The organism is Mycobacterium nebraskense (genome assembly GCF_002102255.1).
GTDB classification, from domain to species: Bacteria; Actinomycetota; Actinomycetes; order Mycobacteriales; family Mycobacteriaceae; genus Mycobacterium; species Mycobacterium nebraskense.
Genome location: NZ_LQPH01000185.1, coordinates 16518 through 31318 on the forward strand (window position 1 = coordinate 16518; position 14801 = coordinate 31318).

Genomic DNA, 14801 nt, shown 5'->3' on the forward strand with positions numbered 1-14801 from the left:
CCATACAGTAGGCAATACGATTGATACGCTGTATAAGTTAGCAGGGTACGCTGCCGCCGGATATAGCCGGGCCGGAACCCAAGCGAAAAGAGACAAGCATGGCCTTGCAGGAGGGGCGCGCGGAGGGTCGGGCCGCACCCGAGTCGACGCGCACCGGCGACGCCAGATTCGGCGAGCAGCCCCTGGCCCAAACCATGGCCGCCGCCGCCGCCATACGGCGCCTGAGTTCACTGCTGCTCTCACTCGAACATCCGCACCCGACGGTCGACACCATGGTGGAGAAGTTCGCCGAGTGGGAGCGCGAGCTGGCCGTCGCGGCCCCGGTGGACAGCGCGCCGCGGATCGGTGACGTCCCCGACGATCCCCGGCGCGTCTATCTCAACCACGCCACCGACATCGGCGCCTACAATCCGTGCTTTCCGGAGTATCGGTTCGACCACCTCAATGCCGACGAGGCAACCGGGCGAGTTAACTTCCCGCTGGTCTACGAGGGCCCGCCGGGGTTGGTGCACGGCGGCTTTCTGGGTGTCTTCTTCGACTGCGTCATCCAGCACCACAATTGCGTCACGGGCCTTTCCGGCAAGACGCGGTCGCTCGTCGTGACGTTCCGCCGACCGACGCCCATCTTGACCGAGCTGCGGTTCGACATCGTCCGCTCGCAGGTCGAACGCGGCATCGCATCGACAGCGCGGCTGCTGCTCGACGACGAAGTGCTCTGCACCGGCGAGGTGAACACGTTGGCGTCACCGCCGGAAAGGCTGGCCGGGTTTCAATTCGGCAGGCGCCGAAAGGAGTCCACATGACTGCCCCGAACGCCTCGGACGATCGCGTGCTGTTCGAGGTCGACCGCGACTGCCGCATCGCGACGATCACGCTGAACAATCCGGCGCAACACAACTCCTACGACGCGGCGATGCGCGAGGCCGTCGCCCGCTGCCTGGATCGGGTCGCCGACGACGACGACCTGACGGTGGTGCTGTTGCGCGGTGCCGGTGGCGTCTTCTCCACCGGGGCCGACATGAACAACGCGTATGGATGGTACGGCGAGCAGGGCCAATCGGGCGACAACGCGTCGGCCAAGCGCCGTCCCAGTCAGCGCCGGCGACTCACCGTGGACCGCAAGTCTTTTGGGTTTTACCACAACTTCATGGGCTTCCCCAAGGTCACGGTGGGCGAGATCGCCGGCTATGCGCTCGGTGGCGGCTTCGAGATGGCGCTGATGACAGACATCTCCGTGATCGCGCGCGACACGAAGATCGGCATGCCGGCGACCCGCTTCCTCGGCCCCGCGCTCGGCAGCCTGCACATGTTCTTCCACCGGCTCGGGCCGGTGCTGGCCCGGCGCCTGCTGCTGACCGGCGACATCATCGAGGCCACCGAGCTCGAACATCTCGGAATCTTCACCGACACATGCGATTCCGCCTCTGTTCAGGCGCGGGCGCGGTACTGGGCCGAGAAGGCGGCGAAGATGCCCGCCGACGGAGTCGTCATCGCCAAGGAAGCGTTCCGTCTCGTCGAACAGAGTCAGGCATACCAGGGTGAGGAAGTCGCCAGCTATCTCTTCCACGCCTACGGCACTAACCTGCAATTCGGCCCGGGCGAGTTCAACTTCGTCAAGACCCGTGCACAGCACGGAACCAAGGAAGCGTTCCGGCTCCGCGACGAATACTTCGACGTGCCCGAACCCGAAGCGTAATAAGCCGATTCGATGTCGGGCGCTAGCGCGCGGCCGGGGCCTTGGTGCGCGCCCGCGACCCCGGGGACTTGGCCGCCTTGCGTTGCCGTGACGGCGCCGCCTTGCCGTCTTTCGATCCCTTGCCCTCCTCGATCAACCGGCTGGCGTGATCGAGGATGCAGCCGAGGCCGTATTCGAAGTTGGGTTCGTCGGGGGCGCCGATCCGGTGACCGATCCGGCTTACTCGAGCCAGCAGCGGGGTCTTCTCGGGATCGATGGCCACGGCGTCCTCGATCGCGCGCGCACCCTCGTCGGAGGATTGGTTCTTCTCGTACAGCCGCTGCAGCACCACCGAGCCGCGGACGTGCACCGAAACCGCCGAGTACGTGTCGAAAGCATCCTCGGCTGACAGGCCGGCCTCGACCAGATTGGCGATAGCCTTCTCCATCTCCTCGGCGCCCATCCGCGCCGCCTTCGGGCTGAGCGCCGCTCGAATCAGAATCAGGTCGCACAGAATTGGATTGCCCATGAACGTCTTACGCATCAGGCGTGCATGGTTGCGCAGCGTCTCGCGCCAGTCGCTGGCCTCGACGTAGGGGGTGGCGAACACATACTTGCTCAATGCGCGGTCGGTCATCGCGTTGAGCAGGTCGTCCTTCTTGCGGAAGTACCAGTAGATGCTGGTGACGCCGACGCCGAGATGTTTGCCCAGCAGCGGCATGCTCAAGTTGTCAATCGATACTTGCTCCGCGAGTTCGAATGCGCCACTGATGATGTCATCGGGATTGATGGATCCGCGTTCGCGTCGTTGACGCTTATCGGCGGTAGCCTGCTTTGCCACTACGGGCACCTCCATCACGATGTATCCTGTGCATGCGGTCGGAGAGCCGTGCCGACTCACCTGCGCATATGTAGGCGTGTCGCCGCTCGACGATGACCGTCAACCGGCCTTCCGTGCGCTTTTCCATCTGCTACTGTAATACCTATCGTAGGCTTTTTGGTAACGAAGGCTGGACGGGCGAAGATGACCGGGCTAAAGCCATTGAATGAGTCACCCGATGAGCCACGGGAATTGCCATGGATTTAGGCCTGGCGAATGCCGCAACGGTGGTCGTCGGCGGTAGCCGCGGGATGGGTTTGGCGGCGGCCCGTTGCCTCGCCGACGAGGGTGCCCGGGTGGCGGTGATCGGCCGCAGCCGTGACGCGCTCGACTCCGCGGTCGCGGACTTCAAGGCACGCGGTAGCGCGGATGCCCTCGGGCTGGTCGCCGACATCGCCGACCCCGAGCAGGTCGACGGGGCATTCGCCGACCTCGGCCGGCGATGGGGCGGCGAACTCAATGTGCTTGTCAATACGGTCGGGCCGGGCGCGGCGGGCACGTTCGATGAATTGACCGACGAGCAGTGGCGCCAGGCCGTCGAAGACGGCGTGATGGGGATGGTGCGCTGCGTCCGCGCGGCACTTCCGCTGCTGCACAAGGCGCCATGGGCGCGGATAGTCAACTTCTCGGCGCACTCGACCCAGCGACAGAGCGTCATGCTGCCCGCCTACACGGCGGCCAAATCGATGCTGACGAGCGTCTCCAAGAACCTGTCGTTGTTGTTGGCCAAGGATGAGATCTTGGTCAACGTGGTGTCGCCCGGCAGCATCGCGTCCGAGTCGCTGGTCGGTTGGGCGAAGTCGGTGGGTGTCGACGGCGACGACCCCTACGCGCTAATGGACGCCATTGCCAAGCACTTTGGCCACCCGGCGCACATGCCCCGAGCGGGCCTGCCGGAGGAGATCGGGCCGGTGGTCGCCTTCCTCGCGTCGCGGCGCAACTCGTATATGACGGGGGCAAACATCAACGTCGACGGTGGTTCGGACTTCACCTAACCGCCCGGCTCGAAGAAAGTTCGGCTGAGGAGAAGGAGTCGAGTGTGGCAACGGCAAGTGAGGCGCGCGCCTGGGCGCGCGGGGCATTGCGGGGAATCGGCGACTCCCTCTACACCCCGTTCTGCGGTCCGGACGGCGACGACATCGACTGGGACGCCTATCGGACGCTGGTCCGCTACTGCGTCGGCGACCTCGGGCACCCGATGTTGTGGTGCACCAGCGGCCTCTCCGAATTCTGGTCGTTGACCCTCGATGAGCGAAAACGCTTGCTGGAGGTGGCGATCGAGGAAGGGCACGCCGCCAATCCCGACGTCGTCGTGCAAGCCTGCACGGCGGCCATCACGGCGAAGGACTGTCTGGAGTTGACGCTGCACGCTCAGGAGGCCGGCGCCGACATCGCCTACATCCAAACGCCGATGATGGAGGTGCACGGCGGCGAGGGGGTGCTGCGATTCTTCAAATACATCGCCGCCCGCACCGACATCGCCCTGGGCATGTTCAACTCGCCGTCGTCCGGCTACGTGCTGACCGCGGCGGAAAGCGCACGGATCTACGACGAGGTACCCGCGGTGTGCGCCACCAAGGAAGGCGCCTTCCGGCCGGCGAGCAGCCGGATGCTGCATCAGTTGGCCCCCGGCCTGGTGCTCTGGGAATGCGACAAGACGGTGTATCGCGCGGGATGGCTGCGCGACGGCATCGTCTGCCCGGCGCAACTGGGCACCGCGGGCTATCTGTTCGAGACGCCGCAGCGGCGATTGTTTTCCCAGTATTGGGATTTGGTGCAAAACGACAAGCTGCTCGAGGCCATGGACTTCGGCCGTGAGTCGGGCCTGGACCAGTTCGACCTGGACGTCGGATCCTGGTGGACCTGTTATCCGGGACGGCCGGATTACTTCACCCATTGGGGTGGCGCGTTCAAGTACGCCGCCTCGCTACTGGGGCTGCCAATAGGTGCGTATCCGCATTCGCGGCCTCCGCAGGCCGAGTTGCCACCCGAGGCCAAGTCGCAGATTGAGGAGGCCTACCGCCGCCTCGGGCTCATCGGAGCATAGACAGCTAAAAAACCTGCACCACAATCCAACTCATAAAAGAGAGGCCCGGCCACCGACGGTGACCGGGCCTACTCGCTAGCCGTTTACTGTTCGGCCTCCTCGCGCGCCTCCGCCGCCTTGGCCTTGCCGCGGGCCTTCTCGGCCGCAGCTTCCTTCTTGGCCGCGCTGCGCTGCGCGTCGGCCTTGTCCTGCTGGGCCTGGCCCTCGTTGACCAGATCGTTGCGGCCGATGATCGTGCCGACAATCTCCTTGGCCTTACCGAAGACAGCCTCGACGATGCCCTGGATCGCCTCAACCGGGCCGCTCTTGATGTCAACCATCGTGTCTCCCCTCCCTGATAGTGGGTGTCTGTATTGGCTTTCCCTATTCGGCGCTCGGAGAAAACATGATCGGGACGTAGCGCTCGCCACACTCCGGATACGGCACGATCCGTGGCCCCGCAGACCGCGGCCAAAGGTGTGGTTCAGTAAGCCGAAATCCGCTGTTCGGCCGGGGTTCGCGGGGGTGCGGAGGCGGTTGTGGAAAACAGTACCGATAGGTATACAGTATGCGTACAAAACATCGCGGAATTCGTCGGCGATCGTGAGGAGGTACCGGGGGAGATGTCCGGCAGCGACGGCGCTTCCGAGGACGCAGTGCTCTACGAGGCCACCGGCAGCGGCGTCGCGATTCTGACCTTCAACCGTCCGGACCGCCTCAACGCCTGGGGGCCGGACATCGCCGCCGGCTTCCACTCCGCGATCGACCGCGCCGAACAGGACCCCGCCGTCCGGGCGATCGTGCTGACCGGCCGGGGCAAGGGTTTCTGCGCAGGCGCCTATCTGGGCACGCCGAGCTCCGCACCCACCTACGGCGACACGATGGAGAAGGCGAGTCAGACCAACCTTGCCGACTTGGTCGGGGAACGCCCGCCGCATTTCGTGACCACGCTGCGCAAGCCCGTCATTGCGGCCATCAACGGCGCTTGCGTCGGCATCGGCCTGACCCAGGCACTCATGTGCGACGTCCGGTTCGCGGCCGCCGGCGCCAAGTTCGCCGCGGTCTTCGCCCGGCGCGGACTGATCGCCGAGTTCGGCATCTCCTGGGTACTGCCGCGCCTCACCACGTGGGGCGTCGCCCTGGATCTGCTACTGAGCGGCCGTACCTTCCTCGCCGAAGAGGCGGCCGAGCTCGGCCTGGTCAAGGAAGTGGTCGCGCCCGAGGATCTGATGAAGCGTGCGCTGGATTACGCGGAGGACATCGCCCGCAACTGCTCACCGGCGTCCATGGAAGTGATCAAGAGGCAGGTTTACGGTGACGCCACGCGCGATGTCGTGGACGCCACGTCGCGTGCCGAGGTCCTGCTGCACGAGGCGATGCCGCGGCCGGACGTCATCGAAGGCATCACCAGCTTCCTGGAGAAGCGGCCCCCACAGTTCCCCTCGCTCAATTCGACCGACGCTTAGTATTCGCCGGTAATGCCGGAAAGGATGATCATGGCCAACTTGGGTTACAAGGCGATTGACGTCGACAACCACTACTACGAGCCGCTGGACGCCTTCACCCGCCACCTGGACAAGAAGTTCAAGCGCCGGGGCGTGCAGATGGTCAGCGACGGCAAGCGCACCTGGGCGGTGATCGGGGACCGGGTCAACCACTTCATCCCCAACCCCACCTTCGACCCGATCATCGTGCCCGGCTGCCTCGACTTGTTGTTCCGCGGCGAGATCCCGGAAGGCGTCGACCCTGCCTCGCTGATGAAAGTCGAGCGGCTGGCCAGCCACCCCGAGTACCAGAATCGCGACGCGCGGATTGCGGTGATGGACACCCAGGACATCGAAACGGTGTTCATGCTCCCGACTTTCGCGTGCGGCGTCGAGGAGGCGCTCAAGCACGACATCGAAGCGACGATGGCGTCGGTGCACGCATTCAACCTCTGGCTCGACGAGGACTGGGGTTTCGACCGGCCCGATCACCGAATCATCGCCGCGCCGATCATCTCGCTGGCCGATCCGGCCAAGGCGCTCGACGAGGTCGAGTTTGTGTTGGCGCGAGGCGCCAAACTGGTGCTGGTGCGACCGGCGCCGGTGCCCGGTGTCGTGATGCCGAGGTCGCTGGGCGATCCCAGTCACGACCCGGTGTGGGCCCGGCTGGCCGAGGCGGGGGTACCGGTGGGCTTCCACCTCAGCGACAGCGGTTATCTGCACATTGCCGCACAGTGGGGCGGCAAGGCGACCTTCGAGGGTTTCGGCGAAAAGGATCCGCTGGATACGGTTCTCCTCGACGACCGTGCCATTCACGACACGATGGCCTCGATGATCGTGCACGGCGTGTTTACCCGCCATCCCAAGCTCAGGGCGGTCAGCATCGAAAACGGTTCCTACTTCGTACATCGGCTCGTCAAGCGGCTGAAGAAGGCGGCCAACACTTACCCGCGGCACTTCCCCGAGGATCCGGTGGAGCAGTTGCGCAACAACGTGTGGATCGCTCCGTACTATGAGGACGATCTGTCCGAACTGGCCGAAGTCATCGGCATCGACAAGATCCTGTTCGGTTCCGACTGGCCGCACGGCGAAGGCCTCGAGTCGCCGGTTTCGTTCGTTGAGGAACTCAACGGCTTCAGCGAAGCAGATATCCGAAAAGTGATGCGCGACAACGCCCTCGACCTGCTCGGCGTCCCGGTCGCGTCCGGCGTCTAGCCGTTCCCGCTATGAGCGAATGGACCATAGGCGCCGTTCTCGACGAAATCGCCGATGTTATCCCCGACCGGACGATGACAGTGTGCGGCAGTCGCCGCAGCACCTTTCGCGAGTCGGCGGACCGCACCCGGCGACTCGCAAACTTCCTGGCAGGCCACGGGTTAGGAGCCCACCAAGAGCGCGCAACCCTGCAGAACTGGGAATGCGGGCAGGACCGCGTTGCGCTGATCATGCACAACGATCTGTACCCCGACATGGTCATCGGCTGCCTCAAGGCCCGGACCGTCCCGGTGAACATCAACTACTACTACACGCCCCGCGAGGTTGGTGAGCTCCTCGACTACGTGAAACCCCGCGCGGTCATTTACCACCGTGGGCTGGGCGCAAAATTCGCCGATGTGCTGACACCTCTCGGCCTTGACCTCTTGCTGTCGGTCGACGACGGAAGCGGCGCCCCGGAACTGCCCGGCGCGGTCTCCTTGGATGACGCACTGGCGCAAGGGGACACCGACCACGGCGTGACGGCGTCCCCGGACGATCTGCTGATGATCTGCACCGGCGGCACGACCGGTCGGCCCAAGGGTGTGCTGTGGCGACAGTCCGACATCTATGTGTCGTCGATGGTGGGGGCAGACCATGCCTGTGCCCAGGAGATTCACGACAAGGTGCGCGGTAACGCCGGTGCCCCGTGGTTCGCCGTGTCGCCGTTGATGCACGCGGCCGGCATGTGGACGGCGTTCGCGGCGGTCATGGCCGGTACGCCCGTGGTGCTCTACGACACCTCCCGAAAGCTTGACCCGCACTTGGTGTGGGAGACGGCTGAGCGTGAGAAGGTCGGCATGATGACCATGGTCGGGGACGCCTACGCCGCACCACTGGTAGCGCAGCTGCAGCGGGGGTCCTACGACCTGGCGTCGCTGTACGCGATCGGCACCGGCGGTGCCGCAACGAATCCGAAGTACCAGCACGCCTTACTGGAGTTGATACCCCAGCTCACCCTGATCAACGGTTACGGCTCATCGGAGACCGGAAACATGGGATTCGGCCACAGCCGGCGCGGAATGCGAACCGACACCTTCACGCTGCGCGAGGGCGGATTGGTTCTTTCCGAGGACTACAGCCACTTCCTTTCCCCCGGCGAGTCCGAGGTGGGATGGGTTGCCAGGGAAGGGCGAATACCGTTGGGATACTTCAATGATCCCGACGCCACCCGCAAGACCTTCCCCGAGATCGATGGCAAGCGAGTAGTGATTTCCGGTGACCGTGCCGGACTTGAACCCGATGGAACGTTGCGGCTGTTCGGCCGTGACTCGCTGGTGGTCAACACCGGCGGCGAGAAAGTCTTCGTCGAGGAAGTCGAAGAGGTACTGCGCGCCCACCCTTCGATCGCCGACGCGCTGGTCGTCGGGCGCCCCAGCGATCGCTGGGGTGAAGAACTCGTCGCCCTCGTCGAACTCCGTGATGAAGCGACTGCGGCCCCTGAGGAGTTGCATACGCTCTGTACGTCTAGCCTGGCGCGGTTCAAGGCGCCCAAGGAGTTCCTCTTCGTCGAGCAGGTCCAGCGCTTGGGCAACGGTAAAGCCGATTACCGTTGGGCGAAACGCCACGCGACAGCAAAGGCGCCGATGTCGACATGAAAGCAATTGATTGCCTGGTCAACGTTCACTTCGGCGAGACCGAGAAGCAGCCGACATGGATGCTCAAGGTGCGTGACGACTACTTCAAAGGGCCTCAGTCCATGTTCGAACCGGTCGAGTTGTCGGAGCTGCTCGACGAAATGGACGCTCAGGGTGTACGCAAAGCCATCCTGATGGACAACCTCGCCAAGCCGTCGGTGACCGCGCGCAAATTCGTCGAGGAGAAGCCAGAGCGTTTCGCCCTGGCGATGGGCGGGGTGAACCTGTTGCGGCCAATACCGTCCCTGCGGGAACTTTCCGCCATCGTCAATGATCTGCCCGTTGCGTATGCCGCTGTGGGGCCCAGCTTTTGGGGCGACGGCCAGTACCCGCCCAGCGACGCCGTCTATTACCCGCTGTACACCAAGTGCGCCGAGCTCGAATTGCCGCTGTGTATCAACACCGGTATTCCCGGGCCCCCCATTCCCGGGGAGGTTCAAAACCCGATCCACCTCGACCGGGTCTGCGTGCGATTCCCGGAACTGAAGCTATGCATGATTCACGGGGCGGATCCCTGGTGGGACATCGCGATCCGGTTGTTGATCAAATACGCCAACCTACGCCTGATGACTTCGGCGTGGTCGCCAAAGCGGTTGCCGGAGAGCCTGCTGCACTACATGCGGACCCGCGGGCCCAACAAGGTGATCTTCGCTTCCGACTGGCCAGTGCTGAAGATGCGCCGCGTCGTTCCCGAAGCGGCCGGGCTGGACCTGCCCGCCGACGTTCTCGAAAACTATCTCTACAACAATGCACAAGAATTCTTCTTCGGTAGCCACGAGGAGCGTTGAGTATGGACCGTCATGAGCTACGCAGGCTCGACTACAGCCTGACGTCGGATCACGAGGCGTTGCAGGCCGCGTACCGCGATTTCTTCAAGACGCACTGTTCGATCGAAACCGTGCGTGCCGCCGAGGAAACCGGCTTCGACAAGAACCTGTGGGAGCGGTTGTGCGCCATGGGCGCAACGACCATGGCGCTCCCGGAATCCGCAGGCGGAGACGGTGCCACGATCGTCGATCTGACGCTGGTGGCCGAGGAGATCGGCCGGTCGCTGGCACCCGTGCCGTGGATCGACCAGGTTTGCACCGCGCGGCTACTGGCTCGACTCGACGCGGCGGAACCCGATGTCGTGCACGGCAAGCGGCTCGTCGCATTCGATCCGCAGCACGACAGCGCCTCAGGAGCTCGGCTCATCCCCACCGGGTCGATTGCCGACCAGATCATCGTGCGCGACAGCGCGGACGTCGTTGCGCTGACCTTCGGCACACGCCCGTCGAAGGTGGACAACATCGGCCGGCTGCCGATGGCCTGGGTGGATCCCTCGGCCGCTGACACCCGCACCGTGCTGGCCAACGGATCCGATGCGCTAGCGGAATATCAACGGGCGCTGGATGAGTGGCGGGTGCTGACCGCCGCGGCGTTGGTAGGCCTGGTGGAGGAGACCATGACGATCGCGGCCGAGTTCGCCAAGACGCGCTACACGCTGGGCGTGCCGATCTCGACGTTGCAGGGCATCTCTCATCCGCTGGCCAACATCGCGATCACCGTGCAGGGCGGCCGCAATCTGGCGCGGCGCGCTGCCTGGTTCCTGGACAACGAGCCCCACGAGCGCCCGGAACTGGCACCCTCGGCGTTCGTATTCATGGCGGAGGAGGCGGCGAAGGCCGCGACCATGGCGGTGCATGTGCAAGGTGGCCTCGGTGTTTCGTCGGAGGCGGCGGCGACGGCGTATCTGGTACGTGCCCGTGGCTGGGCGCTGGCCGGTGGGGATCCCGGAGCCAGCGCCAAATACATCGGCGAGCTGGTCGCCGCACGCGAAGCTGGAGAGGGCGCATAAGTGGATTTCTCACGAGTCACGCTGTCCGCGGACGACCAAAATTTCCTCGACGAGGCTCGCGAGTTCCTGCGTACGCATGTGACGGAAGACGTCAAGCGCCGGGACCGCGAAACGGGCGACAACTTCGACGAAGGGGTACACCTGGCACTCGGTGCGGCCGGGTATCTCGAACGCGAATGGAAGCCGGAAGCCGATGGTGGTTTCAGCCGGGTGCGCCGCCGCATCTGGGAGCTGGAGAAGCGGCGTGCGCACGTGCCCTGGGTGACCTGGGGTACCACCGCCATGGTGGCCCGTTCGGTCGCGAGGTTCGGCTCCGCCGAGCTACAGGATGAGGTGCTGCCGGGCGTCTTCAGCGGGCATGTCCGGCTGTGCTTGGGCTATACCGAGCCTGAGGGTGGATCCGATGTGGCCACCTGCAAGACCCGGGCGGTTCGCGAGGCGGATGGATCGAGCTGGGTGATCAATGGCTCCAAGATGTTTACCACTGGCGCGCACAACTGCCGATACGTTTTCCTGATCACCAATACCGACCCGGATGCCCCGAAGCACAAGAGCCTGACCATGTTTTTGGTTCCCCTTGATTCCCCGGGCATCGAGATCCAGGGCATCCGTACCGTCGACGGCGACCGCACCAACATCGTCTACTACAGCGACGTACGTGTTGACGACAAGTACCGCCTGGGCGACGTGAACGCCGGCTGGACGGTGCTGCGCGAGCCGCTCAACGTCGAACATGGAGCGGTGGCGGCCGCACCTGACGGACTGCAGGATGTGTCGATCATGATGCACCAGGCTGGCTTTATGGCTGACGCCCTGGATAAGGCCGCCGGTAAAGTGGCGGAGCGGGATCCGAATGGGTGCAGGCTGATTGATGACTCGGCGGTGGCATACCGACTGGGGCGCAGCGCCGCGCGGATGGAAGCGGCGTTGAGTGCGTCCGGCATCTACGGCCGGGTCGCATTGGCGCAGACGATGCGCGACATCTCCCCGGACCTGATGGACCTCCTCGGCACAGCGTCCGCGTTGCCGCTCGGCACCGACGGCGCGGCCGACGACGGCGCCGCGGAGTACGTATTCCGATTCGCACCGCTGGTCGGGATCTACGGCGGCACCCTTGAGGTGTTCCGGAATATGATCGCGCAGTACATGCTTGGCCTGGGCAAGCCGGCTTACGCGCCGCCGGTCAAGAAGGTTTCCTGATCCTGCCATCGCCACTGCTTCGTGCGCGCCAAACCTGAGCGACCCGTCAGCCGTGCCCGTAGATGATCCGCAGCATCTTGAGGTTGATACGGATGAAACGCCCGAACTGGACGAAGATGTTCTGACGCATCCGCAGCGTCGCAGGGGTAGGCAGCGGGGCGTCGGCAATGCGCTCGGCTGTCAGCGCATTCACGTCTGAATAATTGGTTTCGTCGTCCATCGGAGTGCCTTTCACTCAGGGATCAGCCACCAGAATGGGCGGGCTTTCGCCTTGTAGATGAAGAGGTAATGCAACAGCAGCTTGATCCAGTGGCCAGCCAGGCCGAGCTCACCGGAGGTGCCAGCGATGTCACGACCCGTTTGGGGATACTTCACCGGGTCGGGGACAACCGGGAACATTGTCATCGCGGCCGCCGAGCCCTCTCGCAAACCGGTGCCTGCCGACGCAACGCACGCGGCGCCCATGCTCGACATCGAGGCGCGGTGCGCAGCACTGGTTGTTCCCTTGGTGATTCGATCGCGGATGGTCTCGGCAACCGTCTTGGCCATGATGCCCGACGGCATGCCGGTGCGTGGCGGACTGGGCGTGATGACCGTCCCGTTAGGACTCGTGCGCGGCCGAGAGATGGGATGCGGGGGCGCGAACGCGATGCCCGGCGCGAAAATGTTCGGATAGGCAGGGGACTCATAGGTGTGCGGCCAATCCTCGGCAGACCACTCGTCATAGGGCTTGCCCGAGTAGTCTGCGTCGACCTTCAGGAAGCCTGACGGTGCGAACAGAACGGAGCTAATGTCGTTGCCGCGCTTGTCGTATGCCGCGAGGTCAGCTCCCCTGAAAGGGGGCAGCAGCATGGCGAAGTCGAAGTCCAATTCGTGCTCTTTGCCGTCGAGTTGCTCGTAGCGCAGCTTGCCGTCCATCACCTCATGGACGGCCGCTTGCGTGATAGCCCTGACGCCGCGCTCGCGGAACAGCGACTCGGTCCACAGCCGGCTGGACTGCACGAAGCCCTTCTCGACGAAACTCATGCCACCGACGCCGAAGTCGCCCAGTTCGTACTCGTTCGTGAGGTAGACGATCTCGGCGAGGTCTCGCACGCCGGCTGCTCGCAACGTGTGCTCAACGTTGAAGGCGTACTCGAACGCCGCACCCTCGCATGTGCAGGTGCCGTGCCCGACGCCAATGACGAGGCGCTGCTTCTCGCCGGCCTTCATTCTGGCGATGACCCGGTCGAGCGCTTGCGCCGCTTCGACGGCGTGGGCCGCGGTGCACACCGAGTGTGAGTGACCGGCAGGCCCGAGCCCCGGAGTGGCCGCGAAGTTCAGTCGCGGTCCGGTCGCATTGATGAGGTAGTCGTAAATAATGGTGCCGGTCTGGCCGTCGTGCTCCTCATCGGTGTAGGTGAAGTCCACCGATGGTGCCGACTCGTCTTCAGTGCCCTCCGGATGGATTGCCGTGGCAAGCGCTTGATGGAACGCAATGCCCTTGCGCCGGTATATCGGCCTGAGCGGAATCAGCACCTTGGCTGCATCCATCCGGCCCACGCCGACCCAGATGTTCGACGGGATCCAGTTCCAGTCGGCATTGGGAGAAATCACGACGACCTCGTGACTGCGACCTAGCCATCGGCGCAGATGCAGCGCGGCGGTATGCCCGGCGATACCAGCGCCGAGGATCACGACTCGTGCCATTGATACTCCTCCACTCCACGTGCCGGCATAAACCCCCTGCGGTGTAGCTGCTCCGCAAGGGAACACCAGGCACTTCGAGGTCAGATTGCGCTCCCGCGACGACGCATCTCTAGGGCCGATGGACTCTATTGGCGGAGGTATATGTGCACCCAAGGACGATTCAGATGCAACAGGAGGAATACCCCTACCCGTATAGGTATTATAGTAGGCATGACGGAACACAACCACTACCAGCAGGTGCTGGACGACCTCAACCCACAGCACCGCGCCCTGCGCAAGATGATCCCGGATGTGTACCGGGGTTTTGCCGAGATGAGCAATGGCGCACTGACCTCGGGCGCCTTGGACAAAAAGTTCAAGGAGCTGATCGCGATGGCGATCGGCGTCGTAGCCGGATGTGACGGCTGTATTGCCTCCCACGCCCAGGGGGCGGCGCGCGCCGGCGCCTCCAAGGAGGAGGCCGCCGAGGCGATCGGCGTCAGCATCCTCATGCATGGTGGGCCGGCCACGATTTACGGTGCTCGTGCCTACACCGCCTTCTGCGAATTCGTCGACTCGACCTCGGATACCGCCACCCCAGGATCGCCCCAATGATTACGCCCCGTCGCGTGGAGCAGTTAGTCAGCCCGGCGTATCCGGGTCGCTGGGCCTCTTCGGCCCAGATCCGGTCGTAACCCTCAAAGCCCGAAAGGAACAACCATGACCGTCAAAACACTGACCGGCGCCGATTTCGAGTCGACGATACTTGCGAGCACCGTTGTGCTCGTTGACTTCTGGGCCCCTTGGTGCGGACCATGCCGGGCATTCGCCCCGGTCTTCGAACGGTCCGCGGAAAATCACCCGGACGTCGTCCACGCCAAGGTGGACACCGATACCGAGCGCGAATTGGCCGCGACCGTAGGCATCCGCTCCGTTCCGACCATCATGGCGTTCCGGGAGGGCATCCTCGTCTACAGCCAGCCGGGAGCGATGTCACCGGCGGTGCTGGACAACTTGATCGAGAAGATCAAGGGTCTTGACATGGAGCGGGTCCGCGCCCAGATCGCCGAGCGCAAAGCTGCCGTGAAGGCATAGTGGTCCAGCCGCTTCGCCCTGAATAGGAGTGAGCAACCATGTGCT

Annotated in this window: 16 protein-coding genes; 12 read left to right on the forward strand and 4 right to left on the reverse strand. The window is 64.2% G+C overall.

Features of this window, described 5'->3' with window-relative positions; genetic code table 11:
- Positions 1 to 98: 98 nt before the first annotated feature.
- Both AWC17_RS30595 and AWC17_RS30600 read left to right on the forward strand, forming a co-directional pair.
- A complete protein-coding gene (locus AWC17_RS30595; protein WP_085165706.1) occupies positions 99 to 803 on the forward strand; it encodes a hotdog family protein in 705 nt (234 codons plus the stop codon).
- Positions 800 to 1696: an enoyl-CoA hydratase/isomerase family protein gene (locus tag AWC17_RS30600; protein WP_047322125.1), complete on the forward strand. Its 897-nt coding sequence runs from the start codon at positions 800 to 802 to the stop codon at positions 1694 to 1696. Before AWC17_RS30595 ends, AWC17_RS30600 begins: the two co-directional genes overlap by 4 nt.
- 22 nt (positions 1697 to 1718) lie before the next feature.
- On the opposite strand, the gene AWC17_RS30605 is transcribed toward AWC17_RS30600, so the two are convergent.
- The gene (locus tag AWC17_RS30605; RefSeq protein WP_046181879.1) at positions 1719 to 2531 is read right to left on the reverse strand and encodes a TetR/AcrR family transcriptional regulator; all 813 of its coding nucleotides are present in this window, start codon (positions 2529 to 2531) and stop codon (positions 1719 to 1721) included.
- A gap of 221 nt (positions 2532 to 2752) precedes the next feature.
- Here AWC17_RS30605 and AWC17_RS30610 point away from each other — a divergent pair, with 221 nt between their 5' ends.
- The gene (locus tag AWC17_RS30610; protein WP_046181880.1) at positions 2753 to 3550 is read left to right on the forward strand and encodes an SDR family NAD(P)-dependent oxidoreductase; all 798 of its coding nucleotides are present in this window, start codon (positions 2753 to 2755) and stop codon (positions 3548 to 3550) included.
- A 44-nt stretch (positions 3551 to 3594) separates the two neighbouring features.
- Complete coding sequence (locus AWC17_RS30615; protein WP_046181881.1) at positions 3595 to 4602, forward strand: dihydrodipicolinate synthase family protein; 1008 nt, start codon at positions 3595 to 3597, stop codon at positions 4600 to 4602.
- Between the two features lie 83 nt (positions 4603 to 4685).
- Here the strand turns inward: AWC17_RS30615 and mbp1 are convergent, their stop codons facing one another.
- A complete protein-coding gene (gene mbp1, locus AWC17_RS30620; protein WP_046181882.1) occupies positions 4686 to 4922 on the reverse strand; it encodes a microaggregate-binding protein 1 in 237 nt (78 codons plus the stop codon).
- Positions 4923 to 5204: 282 nt separating this feature from the next.
- Between mbp1 and AWC17_RS30625 the strand changes: the two genes are divergently transcribed.
- Genes AWC17_RS30625 through AWC17_RS30650 form a run of 6 tightly spaced genes read left to right on the forward strand, consistent with a single transcriptional unit; the run spans position 5205 to position 11993 of the window.
- Positions 5205 to 6047 carry an enoyl-CoA hydratase gene (locus AWC17_RS30625; protein ID WP_046181883.1) on the forward strand — a complete coding sequence of 281 codons (843 nt, stop codon included), beginning with the start codon at positions 5205 to 5207 and terminating at the stop codon, positions 6045 to 6047.
- A 30-nt stretch (positions 6048 to 6077) separates the two neighbouring features.
- Positions 6078 to 7280 carry an amidohydrolase family protein gene (locus AWC17_RS30630; protein ID WP_085165717.1) on the forward strand — a complete coding sequence of 401 codons (1203 nt, stop codon included), beginning with the start codon at positions 6078 to 6080 and terminating at the stop codon, positions 7278 to 7280.
- A gap of 11 nt (positions 7281 to 7291) precedes the next feature.
- On the forward strand, positions 7292 to 8917 hold the full coding sequence (locus tag AWC17_RS30635) for an acyl-CoA synthetase (RefSeq protein ID WP_046181884.1): 1626 nt from the start codon (positions 7292 to 7294) through the stop codon (positions 8915 to 8917).
- On the forward strand, positions 8914 to 9744 hold the full coding sequence (locus tag AWC17_RS30640; protein ID WP_046181885.1) for an amidohydrolase family protein: 831 nt from the start codon (positions 8914 to 8916) through the stop codon (positions 9742 to 9744). Before AWC17_RS30635 ends, AWC17_RS30640 begins: the two co-directional genes overlap by 4 nt.
- 2 nt (positions 9745 to 9746) lie before the next feature.
- Complete coding sequence (locus AWC17_RS30645; protein ID WP_047322124.1) at positions 9747 to 10793, forward strand: acyl-CoA dehydrogenase family protein; 1047 nt, start codon at positions 9747 to 9749, stop codon at positions 10791 to 10793.
- Complete coding sequence (locus tag AWC17_RS30650) at positions 10794 to 11993, forward strand: acyl-CoA dehydrogenase family protein (RefSeq protein WP_046181887.1); 1200 nt, start codon at positions 10794 to 10796, stop codon at positions 11991 to 11993.
- Between the two features lie 46 nt (positions 11994 to 12039).
- Here AWC17_RS30650 and AWC17_RS32955 read toward each other — a convergent pair whose 3' ends face one another.
- Together AWC17_RS32955 and AWC17_RS30655 are read right to left on the reverse strand one after the other, a co-directional pair.
- Positions 12040 to 12213 (reverse strand): hypothetical protein, encoded by a 174-nt coding sequence (locus AWC17_RS32955; protein ID WP_156174097.1) that lies wholly within the window; start codon positions 12211 to 12213, stop codon positions 12040 to 12042.
- A gap of 11 nt (positions 12214 to 12224) precedes the next feature.
- The gene (locus tag AWC17_RS30655; RefSeq protein WP_085165708.1) at positions 12225 to 13682 is read right to left on the reverse strand and encodes an NAD(P)/FAD-dependent oxidoreductase; all 1458 of its coding nucleotides are present in this window, start codon (positions 13680 to 13682) and stop codon (positions 12225 to 12227) included.
- A 210-nt stretch (positions 13683 to 13892) separates the two neighbouring features.
- Here AWC17_RS30655 and AWC17_RS30660 point away from each other — a divergent pair, with 210 nt between their 5' ends.
- Both AWC17_RS30660 and trxA read left to right on the forward strand, forming a co-directional pair.
- On the forward strand, positions 13893 to 14276 hold the full coding sequence (locus tag AWC17_RS30660) for a carboxymuconolactone decarboxylase family protein (RefSeq protein WP_046181889.1): 384 nt from the start codon (positions 13893 to 13895) through the stop codon (positions 14274 to 14276).
- 105 nt (positions 14277 to 14381) lie between these two features.
- Positions 14382 to 14756: a thioredoxin gene (trxA, locus tag AWC17_RS30665; protein ID WP_047322123.1), complete on the forward strand. Its 375-nt coding sequence runs from the start codon at positions 14382 to 14384 to the stop codon at positions 14754 to 14756.
- Positions 14757 to 14801: the final 45 nt, after the last annotated feature.